The sequence below is a fragment of the Nostoc piscinale CENA21 genome, assembly GCF_001298445.1.
GTDB lineage: Bacteria > Cyanobacteriota > Cyanobacteriia > Cyanobacteriales > Nostocaceae > Nostoc_B > Nostoc_B piscinale_A.
Genome location: NZ_CP012036.1, coordinates 5,547,154 through 5,569,870 on the forward strand (window position 1 = coordinate 5,547,154; position 22,717 = coordinate 5,569,870).

Annotated in this window: 12 protein-coding genes and 4 pseudogenes; 7 read left to right on the top strand and 9 right to left on the bottom strand. The window is 40.0% G+C overall.

Translation table 11 applies throughout. The features are described 5' to 3' along the window. Nucleotides 1-20: 20 nt before the first annotated feature. The 4 genes and pseudogenes from ACX27_RS23680 to ACX27_RS23695 all read right to left on the bottom strand — a co-directional run bounded on the left by ACX27_RS23680 (nucleotide 21) and on the right by ACX27_RS23695 (nucleotide 6,147). Nucleotides 21-1,526 carry a carotenoid oxygenase family protein gene (locus ACX27_RS23680; protein WP_062296016.1) on the bottom strand — a complete coding sequence of 502 codons (1,506 nt, stop codon included), beginning with the start codon at nucleotides 1,524-1,526 and terminating at the stop codon, nucleotides 21-23. A gap of 41 nt (nucleotides 1,527-1,567) precedes the next feature. Beyond that, complete coding sequence (locus ACX27_RS23685) at nucleotides 1,568-2,971, bottom strand: folate/biopterin family MFS transporter (RefSeq protein WP_062296018.1); 1,404 nt, start codon at nucleotides 2,969-2,971, stop codon at nucleotides 1,568-1,570. A 97-nt stretch (nucleotides 2,972-3,068) separates the two neighbouring features. After that, nucleotides 3,069-5,301, bottom strand: a pseudogene (locus tag ACX27_RS23690) (CHASE2 domain-containing protein). A 75-nt stretch (nucleotides 5,302-5,376) separates the two neighbouring features. Beyond that, nucleotides 5,377-6,147: a DUF928 domain-containing protein gene (locus ACX27_RS23695; protein WP_062296021.1), complete on the bottom strand. Its 771-nt coding sequence runs from the start codon at nucleotides 6,145-6,147 to the stop codon at nucleotides 5,377-5,379. Between the two features lie 271 nt (nucleotides 6,148-6,418). Here ACX27_RS23695 and ACX27_RS23700 point away from each other — a divergent pair, with 271 nt between their 5' ends. From ACX27_RS23700 to ACX27_RS23715, 4 genes and pseudogenes are all read left to right on the top strand, one after another. After that, complete coding sequence (locus tag ACX27_RS23700; protein WP_200929853.1) at nucleotides 6,419-7,444, top strand: Gfo/Idh/MocA family protein; 1,026 nt, start codon at nucleotides 6,419-6,421, stop codon at nucleotides 7,442-7,444. A gap of 120 nt (nucleotides 7,445-7,564) precedes the next feature. Next, nucleotides 7,565-8,051: pseudogene (locus ACX27_RS23705) on the top strand (NADAR family protein). A 329-nt stretch (nucleotides 8,052-8,380) separates the two neighbouring features. Beyond that, entirely contained in the window at nucleotides 8,381-11,122 is a 2,742-nt protein-coding gene (locus ACX27_RS23710; protein ID WP_062296022.1) for a GAF domain-containing protein, read from the top strand. 731 nt (nucleotides 11,123-11,853) lie between these two features. Next, nucleotides 11,854-12,627 (top strand): annotated as a pseudogene (locus ACX27_RS23715) (hypothetical protein). Here the strand turns inward: ACX27_RS23715 and ACX27_RS23720 are convergent. The 4 genes and pseudogenes from ACX27_RS23720 to ACX27_RS23735 form a co-directional block, all read right to left on the bottom strand. Beyond that, nucleotides 12,611-13,630 (bottom strand): glutathione S-transferase family protein, encoded by a 1,020-nt coding sequence (locus ACX27_RS23720; RefSeq protein ID WP_062296025.1) that lies wholly within the window; start codon nucleotides 13,628-13,630, stop codon nucleotides 12,611-12,613. The pseudogene ACX27_RS23715 and the gene ACX27_RS23720 sit on opposite strands and share 17 nt — an antisense overlap. A gap of 117 nt (nucleotides 13,631-13,747) precedes the next feature. Next, nucleotides 13,748-14,330, bottom strand: a pseudogene (locus ACX27_RS23725) (Uma2 family endonuclease). Between the two features lie 83 nt (nucleotides 14,331-14,413). Beyond that, nucleotides 14,414-15,442, bottom strand: a complete 1,029-nt coding sequence (obgE, locus tag ACX27_RS23730; RefSeq protein WP_062296027.1) for a GTPase ObgE — start codon at nucleotides 15,440-15,442, stop codon at nucleotides 14,414-14,416. Nucleotides 15,443-15,624: 182 nt separating this feature from the next. Beyond that, nucleotides 15,625-16,284 carry a Mo-dependent nitrogenase C-terminal domain-containing protein gene (locus tag ACX27_RS23735; protein WP_062296029.1) on the bottom strand — a complete coding sequence of 220 codons (660 nt, stop codon included), beginning with the start codon at nucleotides 16,282-16,284 and terminating at the stop codon, nucleotides 15,625-15,627. Nucleotides 16,285-16,724: 440 nt separating this feature from the next. Here ACX27_RS23735 and ACX27_RS23740 point away from each other — a divergent pair, with 440 nt between their 5' ends. After that, complete coding sequence (locus ACX27_RS23740) at nucleotides 16,725-17,819, top strand: hypothetical protein (protein ID WP_062296031.1); 1,095 nt, start codon at nucleotides 16,725-16,727, stop codon at nucleotides 17,817-17,819. Nucleotides 17,820-17,908: 89 nt separating this feature from the next. Here ACX27_RS23740 and ACX27_RS23745 read toward each other — a convergent pair whose 3' ends face one another. Continuing rightward, nucleotides 17,909-18,754: a D-alanyl-D-alanine carboxypeptidase family protein gene (locus ACX27_RS23745; protein ID WP_062296032.1), complete on the bottom strand. Its 846-nt coding sequence runs from the start codon at nucleotides 18,752-18,754 to the stop codon at nucleotides 17,909-17,911. A gap of 260 nt (nucleotides 18,755-19,014) precedes the next feature. On the opposite strand from ACX27_RS23745, the gene mnmG reads away from it, so the two are divergent. Both mnmG and ACX27_RS23755 read left to right on the top strand, forming a co-directional pair. Next, a complete protein-coding gene (mnmG, locus tag ACX27_RS23750; RefSeq protein WP_062296034.1) occupies nucleotides 19,015-20,937 on the top strand; it encodes a tRNA uridine-5-carboxymethylaminomethyl(34) synthesis enzyme MnmG in 1,923 nt (640 codons plus the stop codon). Between the two features lie 225 nt (nucleotides 20,938-21,162). Then, nucleotides 21,163-22,527, top strand: coding sequence for a hypothetical protein (locus ACX27_RS23755; RefSeq protein WP_335337736.1), 1,365 nt, complete (start codon nucleotides 21,163-21,165; stop codon nucleotides 22,525-22,527). The last annotated feature ends 190 nt before the right edge of the window (nucleotides 22,528-22,717 follow it).

Sequence of the window (22,717 nt, forward strand, 5' to 3'; positions counted from 1 at the left end):
GAATAATCAATATTTATACATCAGGGATCAATTGGGCAGAATACCTCAGAAGTAAAATGACCATGAAAGCCATAGGGAATATGATGTTTTAGGTGTAGACGAGCGATCGCACCTTTGTTTAAATTACTGGCATCTAAAATTACCACATCTGAACGGTGATGAGCCGCATCGTAAACTAAAGTAAGTATCCAACCATCATCTTCTTGTTCAGCACCAGGACGGGGTACAAAAATTGGTTCGCCTACAAAACCACGGGGTGCATCGCTCCAAAGTTGTTTTTCTCCTGTTTCTAAATCTAGTTTGAGAATTGCTTGTCCAGGAGCATGTCCCATCTCTGCATGAGCCGCAGCTACATACAAATAGCGATAATAACGCCCAACTTTACTGGGATTTACACTAGGAAATTCACAACTGTGATTTGTGATTAATTTCTTTTGTACCGTTTGACTATCAAGATTCAGGTGAAATCGCCAAATATTACCGGGGGGAAATTGCTCAAAATCAACTTGGAGAAAATCGCTGTTTGGTTCTAGTTCAGGAAAGTTTTCATAGCAAATAGTATCAATGAATATTTCATTTCCCATCTCAAAAGCATTTGCGTGATGGAAAATAAAACCCGCCTGAGTTTCTAATACTTGGATGTTTTGTTGTCCTTCTTGGGGAGTGCGAGGAATTACTAAAATGCGCGTTGGCTTGTTGGGTTGAAACTTGATACTTTCTGCGGCACTGCTAATACCCAAAGCAAATAATATGGGATTAAAGGTGACAGGATTTTGAAAGAAAATGTAGTAATTGGGTGTAATAACAAAATCGTGAATAAAGCAGAAGCCAGGAATAGTGTAATCAAATTTTCTCAGAACTTTACCGATTTGGTTAAGTTCAAAAACACTCAGTTTAGTTGATAGTCCTGGGTTGCTGGAAAAATTTACCAGGCAAGGTGCGCCACCATCTTGATAACTACTAGGGTCAATGCGGAGATGGGCGCTAAAAGGTTGACGCTCTGCTAAGAAGCCATGAAAATTTTCTCTACCCAAGGTTTCTAGTGTGTAGGGGTCGAGGCGATAAGGGTCTTCACCTTCCCACAATGCTAAAAGTTTTTCTGCCCAATAAATAACACTGGTGTTGGCAGTATTTTTAATTTTTAAATCGAAAAGATTCGCTAACCAACCACCGGGTTTTTGAGTCCCAAAAGCACCGCGATACAGAATTTTTCCGGCTTTTTGTTCTGCTAAATAATCATCAGTCTGAACAAAGCGATTACGAAAATGAGCGCGACCTTTGTTGAAAGTAATGCGGCTAATCATTCCATCACCATCAATGGGGTGATGAATGCGTTGTCCATTTATATCCAATAATCCAGGGCCATTTCTAAAGAGTGTACCTTGGAGTTCTGGAGGGATTTGTCCTTCTATATCATCAATCCAATAGTCATATTCTTGGGGCAGAGATTCATATCCTTTCTGCCAATCTTCCAGAGTGTAGGATTTTTTTGAGGTTGGTGTTGGTTGGTTTGTTAAATTCTGCATAGTTTAGGATTGATTTCGCGCATAGACACAAAGAGATTTTTTTATTCAACGACTTGTGATTCTTGTTCTTGGAGTATTAAATTTTGGATGAATGGTTCGCTGTTAGTTGGTAAGCTTTGGGGTTGAGTGTCGTCTTTTGGTAGCCAATTGAGAAATGCTAGTGGTAATAAAGTGCTGAGGTTTGTGATAATTACCAAAATCCACAGTGAGTCAAAATTACTCTCGGTGATACCTAGCCAGTGCATGATGATGGCTCCAAATTCATAAGAGACCATACCGGCTAAGTTAAAGACGGACATTAATAAAGCAAACAAGGTTGCTTCGACTCCAGGGGGGCAAAGTCTGGCGGCTAATACCAAAACTGGCATATAAGCGATTTGTCCCATTACAGTGAGTATGAGGCTGTCTCCCAAACTAAACCAGTGGTCATCTATACCTAAAGTCCGGTTGGTGTGAGTTACCAAAAGCAGCATTGTCATGCCTAAAGCTGCCGAAATCACTGTACTCCAACCAAAAATCAGGCGGAATGAAACACTTTTGAGAAAACGTTGAAAAATCCAAATACCGAATAAAGAGGCGAGACTTGTAACTAGGCGGACTCTTCCTAAAAATTCTGGTTCAAAGTGGAGTTCGTTGGTGCTGAAGTAGAAAAAGGCTGATTCGGCGGTTGGGGTAGCTTGCAAAATAAAGACGAAAGCTGCTGGTAGCCAAATTGTTTTTTGGCTGACTGCTTGGCGTAGTTGTTTAAGTTGATGTTTAATACTTAGGTCTTGAGCGTTATTAGTATCGTTAGTTTCTTGATTAACAGGAGACTCAGCTATAAACCAAGCCGCCGCAGATACAATTAACGGAAAAGAAGCGGTAATTAAAAATACTGTGCGTGTGGTGAAATGTTCGAGTAAGATGCCACTAAAGTATGCTGTGACTAAACCCCCAACAGCCGATGCACCCCAACATAAAGATTGTAATGAGCCTGCATCTGCTTGGGATTCGACTCTGGCTCGTTCTACAACGAGGGAATCGACTATGACATCACTGACAGCTACAGCCAGTGAACTGAGGGCGATCGCGGCGGTTGCAGCCCAGCTAGTATGAACTACTGTGGCCATACTCACCCAAGCAATAGCACCTAATATCCCAGACAATACTAAATATGGGCGGCGACGATAGCCAAAAATTGGTAAGCCATCAGACATAAAGCCAAATAACGGCTTAATCATCCAAGGTAAGGCAACAACACCAAATAATGCTGATACCTGCGCCGGACTCAGCATTAATTCATCCTTAAGGAAAAAGCTAACAGCTAAACGCGCCAGTCCTAAAATTCCTTGGACAAAGTAAACGCTAAGAATAGCAATTAACTCGGCACTGGGTTCATGGCCGAAGAAGATTTTTTCAGTTATCGAGTCTTTGACCTTGGACAAGCCAGACGAGTCAATGAGCATTTGATAAATATTTTTTAAGTTTTGTCTACTTTTCTATAATATCGATTTCTCATAAAGTGTGAAGCGTGGAGAAGTATGAAGTATGAACTGAGGTCTTTTAACCTTCTGCCTTCTGCCTCCTGCCTTCTGCCTCCAAAACTGCGATCGCCTTTGGTGGCAATGATGTAAAGCGAATTGTTACAATATGTTCGTCAACCTCAGATTTTTTCATCACCTTGGCGTAAATATCTTCTTCGGTGGTGAGTTCGGTATTGAGTAATTTCAGTTTGAGGTTATTTAAGATTTCTAAAGAATTGAGCGATCGCATCTGTGCAACTTTTTCGGAAAGGCTAATCAATTCCCCTGGAAATGCTGCGCCAACGGCTTGTTTACCTTGTAAAATTGTATACTCAACTAAAACTGGCTGAGTTAAAGTCACCATTTCCTCGTTGTCGTTGGGCAGAAACAAATTATATTGCCCGCCAACACCGTGAACTTCATAAATAGTAATTGATTCTCTGATGCCTTTGGGCTGGATTTGCATTTGGCTGCCAATGTGTAGTTCAATATCAGCATCTTTGAGGGTATTTTCTGAAATTAAAACTTGTCCTCCAACTGTATAAGTTTCGACACGAGAAGCCAAGTTGACATGACTACCAACAACTGTATATTTGGCGCGTTTTTGAGAACCAATATTACCAGCAACAACCTCCCCTGTGTTAATTCCAATTCCCATTTCTAGAATTGGGAGATTCATTTTTTTATTATGTTCATTGACTTGCTGCATTACTAATTGCATCGCAATTGCACAAGCGATCGCTCTTTGACAATCATCAGGACGATTCACAGGCGCACCGAACATCACAAAGATACCGTCACCCATAAACTCATTAATCGTACCTTTGTACTGATTAATCACATCAGTCATCGCCTCTAGATAATAATTGAGAACTGATACCACTTGTTCAGGTGGTAACTGTTCAGACATCGCAGAAAAGCCACGTAAATCAGAAAATAGCAGTGTGACTTTGCGGCGCTCGCCACCGATGGTTAAGCCGGTGGGATTTTCTAGTAAATTAGCCACTACCTCATCAGTCAGGTAACGTCCAAAGGTTTTCCGCATTCCATTGGCGGTTTCTGCAATGTAGTAGGTAACTGCGATCGCTGAACCAGCTAATGCTAAAAATGGCGGTACAATCGGAATCCACCAACCAGCTAAAAAAGCTATAAAACCAGTGCCGACTAAAGTACTAGTCGTTAACACCACATTAATAGGTAAACGGATTTTTTGATGACTATTGTGGCGTTGTACCCAACATAAAGTTGCACCTGCGATCGACCAACTCAAAATCCACAAATATTCTAAAGGCTCAGGTAAACTCTGAATTTGTGGACGACCATCTAGAGCAGCACTCAAAATTTGACTAATTAAATTTGCATGAATCGTCACACCAGCCATACGCTCTGGTGCAGCAAACACACTACTACTATATGGCGTATAAAATAAATCTTTTAAACTTTCAGCCGTTGCGCCAATTAATACCACCTTATCCCGCAGCAAATCTGCCGGAATTGCATTGCTTTGGATTTGAGTTAAAGAAATTTTTTGAAACTTTTGTGTTCGTCCTCGATAGTTGAGCAGCACTTGATAACTACCAGCATTCGCCCGAATATAACTGCCATCATTCGCCTCAAAAATGGGAAAAATACCTTTGCCTAACTGTAAATAGTTTGGGTTATTTGCTGATGGTTGTTCGGTAATCCCTTCAGGCTTTAAATATAACAAAGCCAGCTTCAAAGCAAAGCTTTCTAAAACTTCGTCGTTTTTTAAATTAACGTAGAGCAATCCTCGTCTAATTCTACCATCAATATCTATCGGTAAATCATTAGACCCAACTTGATTGCGTTGCTTCAATACAGGCGACGCATTCACAGCAGAACTATCAATAGTATCAGAAACTTTTTGGACTCCAATAATATTAGGTGTCGATTTAAATATCTTCACTAAATCTTGATGACCAGGATTAACTGGTAAATCACGATAAATATCTAAACCAATCGCCCTGGGTTTTTGTTGCTTGATTTTTTCTAACACACTAGCTAAAGCAGCATCAGTCATTGGCCATTGCGTTTGCCGACGGATATCTGCTTCATTAATCTCGACAATCACAATGCGGCTATCAACTGATTCTGAAGGACGCATTTGGAAAAAAATGATCTAACGCTACTAACTCTAATAGTTGCAACCAACCCATCAACCTTAAGCCAATCACTAAGGCTGTCATACTAGGAACAGCAAATAAAACACCCCGCCATTGCCAAATTTGCGGCTTAAGTTTTGACCACATCATAATTTTAGGAACTGGGTATAGCAAATTAGTATTTCATTCAATTCGCACTCCCCAGTTACCTATCCGTATTTTTTGTTACCTATTTACTAATTCATTCTTACAGCAGTCAACAAATGACTCAGAAGCCAGTGTATTTAAATTCACTGATTTCAATAATGTCCACCAATCAATTCTGGCTCGCACATTTTTCGGCTCACTGCGCCGTAATTGTGCTGAAGTTGCTAGTGCTTCATACCAAATCCCAGCTTCAGCATAAAGGCTAGGTAATTTGCGTGGTTGTGCTTTGGCTAATGCTGCTGACAATGAGGCTTCCGCTTCAGTGCGTTCTACCCAACCATCTACCCAAGGATTTGTGCTGGCATCTTGAGAATTACAAACAACAGTCAAATACCAATGGTAAGTTTTTCCCACTGCTAATTCTGGGGCAGTCTTAGGTAAGGTAAAATTGATAATTCCAGGTTTATTCGGCAGCTTCAAGGTTGTTTCGTAAACAGAATTTTCATCTTGATCAGTTAAAAGCACAAACTTGGCTGTTTTGACTGAAGATTCAGGTACGAACCAGAACAATGTTGGACGTTCAGCTAATGTCAAACCTAGTTTATTTGGAGGTAAGAGAGGGACTATTTGTTTCTTGCCTTTCAAACAACTAGAACCACGAGTTGAACCACCAGCACTGGCGGGTGGATCTCCTCGTTTTGGTGGCTTAAATGCTTGGCTAATTTGCCATCCTTGTGTTTTAGAGATAGATTCAGCTTTTACCTGTGCTGTGAGACTAGAAATTGGCAGAACCTCTAAGCACAATATGGACAAGACGGCAAAATATACAGATGACTTAATCCATTTCATATTGATGATATTGCTTTGGTTTGAGATTTACCAAAACTGATAAATTTTTACTTACTGGCTTGTTCCAGGAATTTAGTCATACCTGGCAGTCAGCTAAACTTAAGTGTTCCCAAAAATCACCTTGGAGTTTGCACTCACAAAAAATCACCAATGGTTATTTGTATAAATAAATACATAAAAATTTTGTAAAAATGAGAAATTTGGCATCTTTACTGTTGACGATCGCACTTTTAACGCTGACTATTGACTATTGATTTTTGACGGTTAACCAATGATTAAAATCGCAGTTATTGGGGTTGGGCGTTGGGGCGTACATTTACTGCGGAATTTTTTAGCACATCCCCAAGTAAGTGTCGCAGCAGTATTAGATCCTCATGTTGAAAGATTAACAGCAGCCAAGCAGCAATTTAATTTAGATGAGAATGTATTATTAACAACTCAATGGTCAGCTTTACAGGAAATATCAGATTTAGATGCAGTCGCGATCGCCACACCAGCCACAACTCACTATCATTTAATCAAAGATGCTCTCCAGCAGGGATACCATGTTTTAGCTGAAAAGCCTTTAACTTTAGACCCCAAAGAATGTGAGGAACTTTGTTATTTAGCAGAGTTACAAAAGTTAATCTTGATGGTTGACCATACTTATTTATTTCACCCAGCCGTTACAGCCGGAAAAGCGGTAGTTGAGGCGAATCAATTAGGTGAATTACGTTATGCTTATGCTTCTCGCACTCACTTGGGGCCAGTTCGTCAAGATGTTGATGCACTGTGGGACTTAGCGATTCATGATATTGCAATTTTTAACAATTGGCTGGGACAAGCACCTGTGAAGGTGCAAGCAACAGGGACAGTTTGGTTGCAAACAGCAGAAAATTCACCATCCGGTTTGGCAGATTTAGTTTGGGTGACGCTGACCTACTCGAATAACTTTCAAGCATACATTCATTTGTGTTGGCTAAACCCTGATAAACAAAGACGTTTGGCTGTGGTGGGTAGTCTGGGTAGTTTAATTTTTGATGAAATGTCACCGAATGCACCATTGACTTTATTACACGGAGAGTTTGAACGCCAAGGAAATCATTTTCTTCCGATAAATCAAAGCCGAGAAGTGATTGAACTAAATCCAGGTGAACCTTTACAACAAGTGTGCGATCGCTTTATTCAATCCATACTCCAAAATCAACCGCCGGTTGTGTCATCAGGTTGGGTAGGTACAGAGTTAGTCAAAATTCTGGCAGCTTTAACCACATCTCTCAATCAAGGTGGAAAACCTGTTTTTTTAACCAATATTTAAAATTTTCTGAAAATATCTCTACTCAGATCCCCGACTTTTTTGAGGTAGTTGGGGATCTGAATTTTTCAAGAAAGTTTTAGGACTGCTATAGATTGAATATATATGAACATAAATTTTCAAATGACTATTTACTTTTACAAAGTGTGGCAGCCTTACGGTTGTTTTTCTAACTTTTCTTCCCATCCCATCCAAATCCAAGGCACTTATTGGTCAACAGTTGAGCATTATTATCAAGCCCAAAAGTTTGTGAGCAGCAAAGATGCAGCAATTATACCTATAATTCATGCTGCTGCTACACCAGAAGAAGCCGCCGCTCTAGGACGCTGTAGTTCAAGGACAGTACGTTTAGATTGGGATTTGGTGAAAACTCAAGTAATGCGTGAAGCAGTACTCAAAAAAATTTCTCACCCATGCTGATATTCGAGAAGTTTTACTAGCAACAGGAGATGAGACGATTGTGGAAAATTCTCCGACTGACTATTTTTGGGGTTGTGGTCAAGATAAAACTGGCCATAACCATCTAGGTAAAATTCTGATGAAGGTGCGCGAAGAAATTCGTCACTTACGCCTTTACTCCGTAATTACCAGTGATTGTCGCCAAGAGTAGATACATATAAAAGTATCAGAATGCTGACAGGGGGAATGCTGACATTCCCTAAATCAACAAAATCGAGAGGCTATCTCACTAGATTTACTTAATTGATGTGGTTAAAAATTAAAAAATCATAAAAAAAAATTAGATTCATAGAGACAATTTTGGAATTGGTTGATTTACATAATCCTACCGAATACATCATTTTGCAGTAGGTATAAAATTAGTTGACAATTAATATTTTCTCGTCGTTATTAAAAGTCAAAGATAGAAATGGCGGCTCTGGGTATAGCAAGCAGCATTTTTTAACATAGTTTAATTATTTTTTATAGGTTTAGTAGGCAATGGAATATACTGATAACCCAAGCGGTTCGCAGCCTCCCTTTGGTCAAGAGGGTTTATTGCACCGGATCATCAACCGGATTAGGCGATCGCTGGAACTGGCAGATATTTTAACCGCTACCGTTGCCGAAGTTCGTTGGTTTTTGGCTACAGACCGAGTGATGGTATATCGGTTTGATGCTGATGGTAGTGGTGAAGTTATTGCTGAATCTCTGAATGATCAAGTACTACCATCATTAATGGGGTTACACTTTCCAGATTCAGATATTCCTCTGGAAAGCAGAAAAATGCTGTTATTAGGACAGCAACGTGTAATTGTTGATGTATCTAGGGGCAAATTAGGGTTATCTTTGCCAGCGTCTAACGCCACAGAACAACTTGTAGAAAGCGAAAATACCTACTATCAACGAGTAGATCCTTGTCATATTCAATATTTAACAGCAATGGGGGTGCAGTCTTCGCTAGTGGTGCCGATTTTACATAGCGAAGTCCAAGGTGATTCTCTCAAACCAATACTTTGGGGACTATTAGTATCACATCACAGTCAACCACGAGAAATTTCGCCAGCAGAACTGACTTTAGTCCAGCAAGTTGTTGATCAAGTAGCGATCGCCATTGTACAAAGTAATCTGTATACCCAAAGTTTAGCGAGACAAAAGCGAGAAGAGACGATTAATCATGTTACTACCCTACTACATCAATTACCAAAGCTGGAATTACAGGCTTCTTTAAAAGAAACTGTCACAGCCCTAGATGGCATAGGTGGCCGCCTTTACATTGAACCAGCAACAGAAGTTTACACCTTTGGCGAGCAACCAAAAATTCCATTCGAGCTAGAAACTAGCATCATCGAACAACATCCTGTTTGGCAAAAATGGATGGATGAATGCAAACAAGGTCAAATTTGGATGACCACCAACCTTTACCATGAAGCACATTTGCGTGTTTTGGCATTTGCGTTTCAATTAACCCAAATTCGGGGTATGTTAGTCATACCTCTGCACTACCGACAAAAATTTATCGGTGTGTTGAGTGTGTTTCGTCCAGAATTCAACACCGAAATTTTGTGGGCTGGACGACGTGAACAAAATCCCCAACAAAAGTTACCACAAATTTCTTTTGATGTTTGGCGAGAAGAAAAAAAAGGACAAGCTATTGCTTGGACAGATGAAGAAATTTCTCTCGCCCAAGCTTTGTCTCGTAGCTTTTCGATTGCTATTCAGCAACAACAAATGTACCAGGAAGTACAAACACTCAACACCAATTTAGAACTGCGGGTACAAGAGAAAACAGCCGAACTAGAAAAATCCTTATTGTTTACTAAGGTAACTAAGCAAGTTTCTGAACAAATTCGCCGTTCATTAGACTTGAAAACTACCTTACAAACTATTGTTTATGAAGTGCGTTCGCTGCTGAATTCTGATAGAGTTCTAATTTATCAAAGAACTAGTGAATCTGAGGGTCAGGTGATTGTTGAAGAAATTAACGGGTCTTGGTCATCAACTTTGGGAATTACAACACCAGCAGGCTGTCTCCCCAATGAATCAACAGTTTTGTTCTTGCAGGGTCAAGTTAAAACCATTAATAATGTCAATACTGATTCTATAAGTGCTTGTCACCGAGAATTTTTGCAGAGTATACAGGTACAAGCTAACTTAACTGTTCCCATCAATATAGGTTTGCAACTTTGGGGTTTACTAATTGTTCATCAGTGTGCAAAGCCCAGAGAATGGCAAGATACAGAAATAAATTTACTACAACAGTTGGCAGATCAAGCTGCGATCGCTATTCAGCAAGCTCAACTTTATGAACAAAGTTGTCTATCTGAAGCAGAAGCTAGAGCAAAAGCTACACAATTAGAGCAAACTTTAATAGAACTTCAAGCAGCACAAACGCAATTAATTCAAACTGAAAAAATGTCTAGTTTGGGTCAGTTAGTAGCAGGCGTAGCCCATGAAATTAACAACCCAGTTAACTTTATTTACGGTAATTTACACTATGCAAATCGGTATACTCAAGACTTGTTAAAAATTATCGAACTTTATCAATTACACTATCCTCAACCACATCCTGAAATTATGTCCACAGCCAGAAGTGTTGACTTAGAATTTTTGGCGGATGATTTACCAAAAATGATTTCTTCAATGCAAATTGGAGCCGATCGCATTCGTTCGATTGTCTTATCTTTACGCAATTTTTCTCGCTTAGATGAAGCAGAAAATAAACCCGTTGATTTACATGAAGGCATAGATAATACTTTATTAATTTTACAACATCGTCTGAAATCCACAGCTAATTTTACAGGCATTGATATTCTGAAAGATTATGGTAATTTACCATTGATAGAATGTTATGCAGGACAAATCAATCAAGTCTTTATGAACATTCTGACAAATGCTATTGATGTCTTGGAAAATCAAGGAGATTTAGCACAGGATAAATTTCAGCTTCCTAAGCCCAAAATTTCAATTTCTACTAGATTAGCTACAGATACATCACGTATATTGATTCGCATTGCTGACAATGGGCCAGGAATGACAGAAGATGTCAGGAAGCGAATTTTTGATCCCTTTTTCACCACCAAAGCTGTAGGCAAAGGTACAGGTTTAGGGTTGGCAATTAGTTACCAAATTATTGTCGAAAAACATGGTGGGATGATGGACTGTATTTCTGAAATTGGCAAAGGAACAGAGTTTTGGATTGAGATTCCCATTAGGTTGCTACGTCACATAAATAATAGATAAAAGCGGACAGTAGAATAGGCTATAGCAATAGATTTACAATAGCTGTTCAGTCTTAATTTATTTCAATAAAACTTAACTTAAGGCGAGTGTTGATTTAATAATTATGTTGTTTCAGCAACAAATAATTAACAACTATTTAGTCGGAAATTAGAAAGTAATTTCATTACTATAAATCCAATATTTATCAGTTATAAATATTAATAAATCCGAGCTTAAAAGTAAAGTTTAATTGCAGAAATATCCATATTAATATAGTGATGTTAATCTAATAAATGAAGCTACTTAGCTTCCCTGGCAAATAAAACAGCTAGATTGCAATAAAAGAAGAGGTAAAACGCTGTTGAATTTATGTCTGTCTCGTTCAAACCCAACAACACCCAACGTGAACGCTGATATTTCCTCAAATATTGAAAATCAGGGGGCGCTGTAAACTGGTTTTCATTGCTTGTTTTGAGTGGTGAAAGAGGTTACATCCCTGGCTAGAAAAAACAAGAGGAGGAAATAATCTTAGTTAGTAGATGCTTGGGTGTTGTTGTATTTAGGTAAAACAGTGTAAGCTAGTAGCCAGCTAATTGCAGGAAAATGTAGAATCCAGAATTTAGCAGTAAGTTATTGAGTGGGGGTTATGTAACTTCTTCAGACTCATAACTTCTGTAAGCTCAAATGGCAATTCGCCTAGCAAATTCTGAATTCTATGGAAATAAACAGTTTAATAATTCAAATAGCGCCTTATGTCAATTATTGCGCTCAGAGCATGGTACATTCAAGATTACGAACCGATTTCACAATTGGAAAAAACGCCCAGCAGACATTCGTCTCAGTAAAAAAAAGTCTGCTGCGTTCTGCCTTGCGAGCAGACTTTTTAGAAGATAGTGATGACGTGAAAAAATCTGTGTGGTTTGAGCGTTATTTAGAAGGGGAAAATATAGAATTTTATATCGAAGGTAGTGGTGGTTATTGTGTAGCTAATATTGACTTGATTAGTCATGAAATTTATTTCACCAAACAAGCATTATTAGCGCAATTAGACCCAACCATTTTTTTTCTGTTACCAAACTGAGTATAGTGCAGCCAGCGAAGCCTTGCGCGAGGGATTGCAAAAAAGCTTGGAAATTTTGAATATGCGATCGCGTCTGCCTTTAACATTAGTAGAATCTTATAGACCGAGTGATGGAATTCTGCGCTTAAATAAAGCAATGATGCGAAAAATCCGCAAGAGTTTGTTGTTTATAGCCGACACTACAGCCATTACCAGCATTGACAGCCAAGAAAGTCAGCAATTAATTCCTAGTCCTAATGTTTGCGTAGAAATTGGCTATGCAATTCAAAGTAAACGCTCCGAACAAATTTTGTTAGCACACATGCAGCGCCCAGAGTTAGAAGGTAAAATTCCTTTTGACTTACCTACACAACAAATTCTGCAATTCAAAAATAGTACCGAACTCAATAAAATTATCATCAAAGCCTTAGAAGTTCAGTTAGCAAGGTTTAAGTTATTTTACTAAAACGCTCATGTGGTTTTAACATAAATGCCATATCAGGGCCAGTCGGCACAATTCCACCAGGGTTAAGCGGGAAAAGATTACCATAATAGTCCTGCTTGACACTTTCTAAATCGCAAGTGCCAGCCACACCTGGTAATTGATATAAGTCGCGTAAGTAACCTCCCAAATTGGGATAGTCTTGAATGCGGTGGCGGTTACACTTAAACAACCCATAGTACACAATGTCAAAGCGAAACAACGTTGTAAACAAACGAACATCCGCTAAAGTGACGTTGTTGCCACAAAGATATCGACTGGTATTCAATGCTGCATCAATTTCATCCAGAGTATCAAATAATTGATCACAAGCTTGGTTGTATGCAGCTTGAGTTTGGGCAAAGCCACAGCGATAAACACCATTATTAACATTTGTGTAAATCTTTTGATTCCACCAGTCAATTTTTTCTTTGAGTTCGGCTGGGTAGAGATTCAGTGTGGGATTTGTCGCCAACTGATTAAATTCTGAGTTCAGGATGACAATAATTTCCGCACTTTCGTTATTGACAATGGTTTTGGTTTGTTTGTCCCATAAAACTGGAACTGTACAGCGCCCAGTGTAACCAGGTTGGGCAAGCTGATACAATTGAGCTAGAGTTTGGAAACCTTCATCTTCGCTGGTGAACACCCAACCCCCAGACTCCGCCGAAGGTTCAACTGTTGTGACTGAGATCACATCTTCTAATCCTTTGAGCGCCCTGACAACTAGTGTGCGATGCGCCCAAGGGCAACCTAAGCCAACATAAAGTTTATAACGTCCTGCTGCTGGTTGGTAAATGTTACCTTCAGCTTGACTAACAACACTTCTAAACTGACTGTCGGGACGAATATATTCCCCTGATTTATTGCGGGGGGCGAGTTGGGACATCATAATATGCCAAAGAGTCGTCCAGACAAACTTGCCTAAACCAATAATGAGCTTTGGCGGTAGAGATTTACCTTTTTTCTTAATTTTGGTATTAGTCATAGTTGAGTAGAAACCAATGTCTAGGACAAGCTACTAATTGCGTCTACGCATTTATGCTCAATTACAACTCTAACGCTCTTTCTCTTCTCTGTGCCTTTGCGTCTCTGCGTGAGTTTTTTACTCCGCTACACTCAAATCTACCTTATCGTAAATATACCCCAGCAAAACCTGACAAGGAATAGAAAATAAATTTAACAACAGATTTACATCTTCATATTCAGAAAATATCCACTTAATTATTATCTGTTTTGTAATACTGCTCAACGTAGATTCTATATTGGTCAATCAGAATATATTCTTGAAAACTAGGAATTGTCCGATAAGCAGCAAACTTTTCATCGCGGTCATAACTTTTAGTAGATTTTGATAACATCTCAGCAATCAACACTGGGTTAATTAAAGTATCTCGTCTTCCTTCTGCATACTCTAGTTTATCTGCGATCGCCATTACATCAGGATACACATACATTCTTTTTTGAGGAATCCAAAGACGTTGCCTGAGCATAAACACTTGATAAGGCTGGCGTTTCAAAGCCATTAATAAATTAGCACCAAAGTTACCAACAACGGTATTATGTTTTGGTATTTCACTTGCCTGAAGAATAATTTGCCCGTCAATATATTCGTGCTTTTCCTCTGAATTAACTTCAAATTCTAAATATTCTTCCGGCGAATAGTAGCGTTTTTCTGGTAACTGCATAACTACCAAAATAATCAGTAATTAACCGCAGATAAACACAAACAATTTATCTGGGTATATTGGTTGTTTTATTTTAAGTTAACTCAACTCAATACTTGCTCGGCTTCAATAGCATTAATTTGGTCAATAACATTCCAAACTTCTTGTAACATGGGTTCTAAACCAGTACGAGTGACCGCAGAAATCACGAAAACTGGAGCATAAGCAAGGTGATTTAATTGAGTAGCTAACTCATCTAAATCAACTTCTTCTCTATCAACTGCGTCAATTTTATTCAGTGCTAAAATTTGCGGACGCTCTGCTAAACCACGTCCATAAGCTTGCAATTCTTGTTGAATGGTAGTGTAATCTCTGATGACATCATCACTAGTTGCATCAATTAAATGTAATAGTACCCTTGTGCGCTCAATGTGGCGTAAAAAATCATGTCCCAAACCGGCACCTTGGGCTGCACCTTCAATGAGTCCCGGAATGTCGGCAAAAACTGTACCATCACCCGTGGGTTTCCGCACGACACCCAAATTTGGTATCAGAGTAGTGAAAGGATAATCAGCAATTTTGGGTCTGGCTGCTGATAATGAGGAAATCAAAGTCGATTTACCAGCATTTGGTAAACCAATAATTCCGACTTCTGCTAATAGTTTCAACTCCAAACGGAGAGACTTTTTTTCCCCTTCTAAACCAGGGAGGGCGTATTCTGGGGCGCGGTTGCGGTTACTTAAAAAATGTTGATTTCCTAGTCCACCTTTACCGCCTTCAGCAATTACTAAAGTTTGTTCTGGTGCAATTAAATCGCCGATGATTTCATCCGTTTCCGCATCATAAATCACTGTACCGCAGGGAACTTCGATGATTAAATCTTTCCCAGATGCGCCAGTACGGTTATTAGGGCCGCCTCGACCACCATTTTCCGCCTTAAACAGATGGTTATATCTAAAGTCCAGGAGGGTTTGCAGGTTTTCTACAGCCTGAAATATCACAGAACCGCCGCGTCCGCCATTTCCACCAGAAGGGCCGCCAGCCGGCACATATTTTTCTCTGCGGAAAGCGACGATACCATCGCCACCTTTACCTGCTTCAACTTCAATTTCTACTTGATCAATGAATTGCATATTTCTACAGTGCTGAGTTGTGAGTTCTAAATTATAAGTTTTTTAATCAATGCTTTATCTTTATTCTCTACTTTTAACTCAGCGAGAAGTTGCGTGCGGAGAGAACTTGCGTGCGCGGGTTCCCCGCGTTGAGCAAAGTTCGGAGGGTTCCCCCCGTTGAGCAAACTTCGGTGACTCAGCACTCAAATATATGGCGTAACATCCTCACCGCAGTCATCTGCCAAATAGGAGAGGGCGCGGAAACGTAAACCAACTAGTTGTTCATAAAGTGGATTAATCTTACACAAAGGTGGGATGTGGACAATTTTACGTCCAAATAAGGTGACATCTCGCTCAAACGGACATTGAGAGGGAATCATTTTACATAAAAAGCGGGCAACTCTAGGGTCTTGCACATCTAGCCCATCTAGCCAGTCGCGCAGCGAGTCGAGTGGTAAGTGGGGTGGGGCTTTGAGTGAAACTAGCGGGTCTTGAATTTCTAGAGTGTGACGCAGGGCTTGGATAATATCTTCTGGTAGTTCTAAAACTTGGCAAAATTGATGTAGTACTTGATCTTCGCTAGGAGAATATGTACCATCAGCGATCGCTACCATCACTGCTGTACGTAAAAAATTTTCGGCTGCTGGTGTACCCTTACCCAAGGCTGCGGCTAAGTCTTCTGGTGTAATGACTTCTAAAGACTCCCATTTTAGACTAGGGACTAATTCTTCTTTGGTTAAACTAGCAATAAACTGCTGTTCATGGTCATCAAAGTTGCCATCCGCCCAAGCAATGGTTAGCAGTCCACGCAACCAAGCTGCTATTTGTTCGCTACTGTATGGGGATTGTACAACACTAGTCATACATTGACTCCTCAAACTTCTCTCGGTGATTACTAGGCTAACTTGAAGGTAACTGATTGCACAGTTAACTCACAGGCTTTTAAGATTTGCTGTTTTGTTAACTACAAGTAAAGTGCGATCGCTTCCTGATCACATTGCAAGTTAAGCTACTCTTAAAATAATCTTGAGAATCTTTCTATTTAAATTTGTACTAGGATAATTAATCTAGGTGGTGGAGGTACTGACCAATTGTTAACTTGTGACTTTTGAATGCTGCTCACAGCATACTCAAATATTTGACTTTGACACATTAATTATTGAGAAGAAGTCTCAAATATTTAGAGATTCATACAGAATCACCATCAATAGGTAAGCAGACACCTACCTCCAACACCGTCAGCAAGGGTTGTTTATCAAAATTCTTAAAGCCAAACACATAATTAGCAATTCAGGTATCAGCTATGTTTTATTTTGGTATTGAACATGAAGTCGCGTTCTTAAACCAAGAAGGGAAATTTGCCGATTTTACCCACACTAAATTTGCCGATTTTGCTCAAATTGTCGAAAGATTACCTACCTACCCCAGTGATTATCCTCAATTGCGTGTAGGTGATGCTGGAATTAAAAAGAAAAGATGGTATATCGAAGGATTTGAAAGATTTGCTGATTCTGATCAACCAATAGATTGTTTAGCCAAAGGTATTGAAATTAGAACCACCATACATACCGATATTCAAGGTGCTGTGAATGAACTATCAGAAAGTTTTCGTTTACTGCAAGAATTAGCCGTTAGCTTTGGCTATACACCAGTTTTAGCGAGTTTTAACCCTTACAAAACAGTTTTTGAACCCCAACCTCCATTAAACAATTTTGAAATCAAACAACTACAAGCTTATCCCGACGAGCAAACTGCTAATATTTACATGGTCAGTTACGGGCCAGATTTAAATATTTCTGTAGCAGATATGTCTACAGAGAAGTTAATTGATATTGGTCGCAAGCTAACTTATTACAGTCCTTATATTGTCCCTTTTACTTATAGTTCACCTTTTTACAATGGTAGTTTATGGGAAGGACTATCAGTCAGAACTTTTATTAGAACAGGTAAACGTTCAGCAACACTGGTTTTTGTGGAAAAAAAAGAACAATTAATTCCTAGTGTTCCATCATTAACTAAAGTCGCCCGTATTCCCGCAGAAATTGGGCGTATTGAATTTAAAGCTTTTGATAGTTGTGATGAATTTAATCTTTATGCAGCATTATTAGCATTATTAAAAGGTTTGATATTAGATGAAACTTTACAGGGGAGATTAACTGTACCCGATACTGCTTTGCACCAGCTTTCTGCTAAATCAGGTTTTGATAATGAAGAAATTTTTGCTAATGCCAAAAAAGTTTTACAAGCCTCTGAGTTGGCTTTGAATGATGACCCAGATGTTAAGTTGCTCACACCATTAAAAATAATACTAGAGCAGCGAAAAAGTAAATCTCATGAATTAATTGAGAAGTTTCAAAATTTAGGTTCGATAGAAGAAGTGCTACGACAAACTTATTAAGATGGAAAAATTAGCAAATAGATGATTCTGATTTGATGAATACGCTCAGATACCCGACTTTTTTGTAGAAGCCGAGAATCTAATACTCACTAGGCCAAAGGTGTTAACCAATAAGTAATTCCTTGAATTACTTGATTTTTAAAACCCAACTTAGGTAAATCTTCTGCTGATACACCAAGATAAGTCCAGTGTGGTACATCTTTAACTACAGTTTGAAACCAGCCATTTTGATTTAAAATTTGTCTTTGCTTTGCATTCGATACACCTAAATCAATTGCTAACCCCCAAAGATGCTGGGATGTTCCGGGTGGTGCAACTACGCCTAGAATTGCTGTTTCTTTACCTTCTTTGACTTTTTCTAAAGTTTTATTATTAGCATATTTATGCCAAAATCTTAAATTCGTGGCATAACTACGCAGACAATCACTTGCACCATAGCCTGATTTGAGAGGGATATTAAACTGTAACCTGGCTTTATTTAAGGCATCGGCGGCTGACTTTTGTAAATAACAATCCCTGGTATCAACAACTTTTTCTAGTGTTAGTTGTGACTGAAATTCTTTAGTATCTGCTTCGCTATCAAAAATCAATTTTTGCGGTAATTTTACATTACTAGTTGAATTAATAAATGCTGCCCCATAGGAACGGAGTAAAGTATATTCATAAGTTCCTGGTGCGGGCATTACCTTTAAGTTCTGCACAATGGTAGCCACAAAATTTTCTTGTGGGCTTAATGGTTCACTAGTAACAGGTTGCGGTAAGTTGGGTTCTTGGGCATTAGCACTACAACCAGATACTGCTGCAACTAAGCATTGATTTGTGGACGGTAAATTATTCAATGATTGATAGCGTTGCAGACTGTTACTAGCCACCAATGCCAAACAAATAAAAATAGCAGTCAATATAAATTTTGCTGGTTTAATTAGGCGTTTCATTAATTGCTTAAATTTGTGAATATATTGAATAGCATAGTCTGTACAACTATGGTAAAAATAGTTGCATTGGTAACATATAAGCTAGATTTAACTAAATTCTTGGGCAGAACTTAGTTAATAATTATAATTTCTAAATTTGAAAATTTCTCTACTACTATATGACTAGTTCTTTTGATAGCTTTTTTTATTAACAAGGCGCATCCTGGAAAGCACTGGATCAGCTAAAATATCAATGAATCTTAGCTTGCTGTTGTATAAGTATGACCATGCACAATTCTATTGAATTCCAAGACGCTTATGATGTGATTGTCGTCGGTGCAGGTCACTCCGGTTGCGAAGCCGCCTTGGCCGCTGCCCGTCTTGGTTGTCGGACTCTGCTATTAACACTGAATTTAGATAAAATTGCTTGGCAACCTTGTAACCCCGCCGTAGGTGGCCCGGCTAAATCGCAGTTAACCCATGAGGTAGATGCTTTGGGTGGGGAAATTGGCAAAATGGCAGACCGCACATACTTGCAAAAACGCATCCTCAATTCTTCACGGGGGCCTGCGGTCTGGGCATTACGCGCCCAAACAGACAAGCGGGAATATGCGGCGGTGATGAAAGCCATTGTGGAAAATCAAGAAAATTTGACCATTCGGGAAGGGATGGTGACAGACTTAGTTTTGGGCGCTAACGATGAAGTGGTTGGTGTCGAAACTTATTTCGGTGTGGCTTTTGAATGTAAAACAGTTATTTTGACCACTGGTACTTTTTTGGGTGGCAAGATTTGGGTTGGTAACAAATCAATGGCGGCGGGACGTGCAGGAGAATTTGCTGCTGAAGGTTTGACTGCAACTTTAAATCGTTTGGGTTTTGAAACAGGAAGATTAAAAACTGGGACACCGGCACGGGTAGATAAGCGATCGGTGGATTACAGTAAGATGGAACTTCAGCCAGGAGATGCGGAAGTTCGCTGGTTTAGCTTTGACCCAGAAGTGTGGGTAGAAAGGGAACAAATGCCTTGTCACATGACCCGCACTACTGCCGAAACCCATCGTTTAATCAGAGAAAATTTACACCTATCGCCCGTTTATGGTGGTTGGGTAGAGGCGAAAGGGCCGCGTTATTGTCCCAGTATTGAAGATAAGATTGTGCGCTTTGTAGATAAGGAAAGCCATCAAATCTTTATTGAACCAGAAGGAAGAGATATTCCTGAACTATATATTCAAGGTTTTTCTACTGGGTTGCCAGAAACTCTGCAATTGCAAATGTTACGGAGTCTACCAGGGTTGGAAAACTGTGTGATGCTGCGTCCGGCTTATGCGGTAGAGTATGATTACTTACCTGCGACCCAGTGTTATCCCACCATGATGACGAAGAAAATTGCGGGGTTGTTTTGTGCTGGTCAAATTAATGGTACAACAGGCTATGAAGAAGCCGCAGCCCAAGGAATTGTGGCAGGAATTAATGCGGCGCGATTTGTACGTGATCAGGAAATGATTGTATTTCCGCGTGAGCAAAGTTACATCGGCACGTTACTAGATGATTTGTGTACGAAAGACCTGCGAGAACCTTACCGGATGCTAACCAGTCGGTCTGAGTATCGTCTATTGTTGCGTTCGGATAATGCAGACCAACGCTTAACGCCTTTGGGACGGGAAATTGGTTTAGTTGACGATCGCCGTTGGGAATTATTCACCACTAAACAAGCCCAAATCACAGCAGAGAAAGAAAGACTATACACCACCCGCATTAAAGAACATGATGAAGTAGGGAAAGCGATCGCCTCTGATACCCAACAAGCAATCAAAGGTTCCATCACCCTTGCTGACTTACTGCGGCGACCAGGATTTCATTATGTTGACCTGCATAAATACGGCTTGGGTAATTCCAGTCTCACCCAGGCGGAGAGAGAAGGCGCAGAAATCGATATCAAGTATTCTGGCTATCTCGCCAGACAACAAAACCAAATTGAACAAACCGCCCGTCAAGCCCACCGCCAGCTACCTGCGGATTTAGATTATGGCAAAATTGATACTCTTTCTAAAGAGGCACGGGAAAAATTAACTAAGGTAAAACCACTGACTATTGGTCAAGCTGCCCGTATCGGGGGTGTGAATCCTGCGGATATTAACGCACTGTTAATATATTTGGAATTGCGTAAAACCAAACACCAGACCGACTTTCCGGCATTAACGTAAGTTAAAGTTTTAACAAGCGTGAGTATAGTAGAAGGGAGGGGATTGGTATGATTGATGACACGAATTTTTTTGCTGGCATCACCAACTATCTCCAGACTACGTTGAATTTAATACCACATAAAAATAAACTCGTCAAGTTTAGGCTGGCAGTTTGATATTTTTGCAAAATCCTGATTTCCAGGCGTTAAGAGCATTACTTAATCCTGGCAAACAAAACCCAAAATCATGCCTATGTTACAAGAATTCAACAACCATCTCATCGTTCCGGAACCATCAGAAGAATTAATTAGCAACGAGCCTTGGTCAATCGAAATTTATGCTGATGGCTTGATGGATGATTTGTTTGCCGATATTGACGATATTTTAGATGGCAGTGGCACTTTATCCTCCCATACTGTGAGGTATGGTGGTCGCATACCACAGCATTCTAGAGAGGAAACATCTGTAAACGATTGGTATTACTCAGACTATGAGCCTCTGCAAACGCTGAATATACCGCAGATTGTTCTGCCCAATATGGTCAGCACTGTACAGGGTGTACCTCAAGTTAGAAATCAGCACGCTAGTACAGTTGTGGTCGATACTCCCGCAATGGCTTCGGGAATTAGAAGACCGAAGAAAATCAAACGGGCTTTCAGCAAGCTGGTGATTTTAGGAACCGCCATTGGGATTGCGATCGCTGGTACGATTTATCTACTACGCGCAGAAGTTTTCTCTTTGATCACTGGCAGATGGACACAGCAAAACGGCTTAATGTCAGGAACCCAATTACCGACAAAAGCAGAAATTGAGTCAGATTTAGCCGACTATATGCTGGGGTCGTTAGCCATCATCGACCAACAGAGCGGAAAAACATATCAAGCATCTTTTCGCAACGGCATCAGCAACCGCATAACCTCTAACCCGAATACCATTGCTTATGCGGGTAGTTCACCCATTGGTAACTTACCATCTCCGCTCACTGCTAACAATACAGCCCCCACCTCTAACGGTTCAGCAAACAGTGTTGTTGAACGCATCTATATTCCTGTCTATCAAGCGCCTTCACCTATGCGCTACGGGCTACCAAGGCTTCCCGGAACTCCCTTACCCCTACCGCCCATAGCCAACGCCAAACAAACAACTCAGCCGAATGCAGTCAAAACAGCTTTAAACACTGTCAAGCAACCAGGTAAACCTGTTAGTGTCAATATGTTAGCTGCTGCGGTGCGTACTGATCTCAAACCTGTAGCTGTACGTACAGCCCCAATTACTGTCAGGCAATCAGCCAGTCCCCTTCCTGCGTTACCAGTTGCACCACTGCGGGCTGCTTCACCTCCTGTAGCGAGTGTGGCTGCATCACCAAAAACCCCCCAACAAGTATATTTAACCTCCAACCCTCAACCTGCTCCCGGTCATACATTAGAAGGTGTACTAGAGCTAGGTAAGAAATCTGCGGCTTTATTTCAAGTTGATGGCGTAACTCGGCGTATCAATATTGGCGAAATAATTGGTACTAGTGGCTGGACTTTAGTAGAGGTCAACAACGGAGAAGCAATTGTCCGTCGAAATGGTGAAGTTCGCTCTATTTATACAGGACAAAAGCTATAAGCTGAAAGCCAAATTTCGTTGATACCAAATATCACAATTAAATAATTCCTAAATCTCTCAGAGTAGATTCTCTTACCCAACTACTCTAATTTCAACATGGAAAAACATCGCTATGCTTTTTTTAGCGTCAATAAATTTTTTTAGCCTGCTTGTGCAGGTTTTTTATTTTGTGTGATCCTGCTTAGTAGTA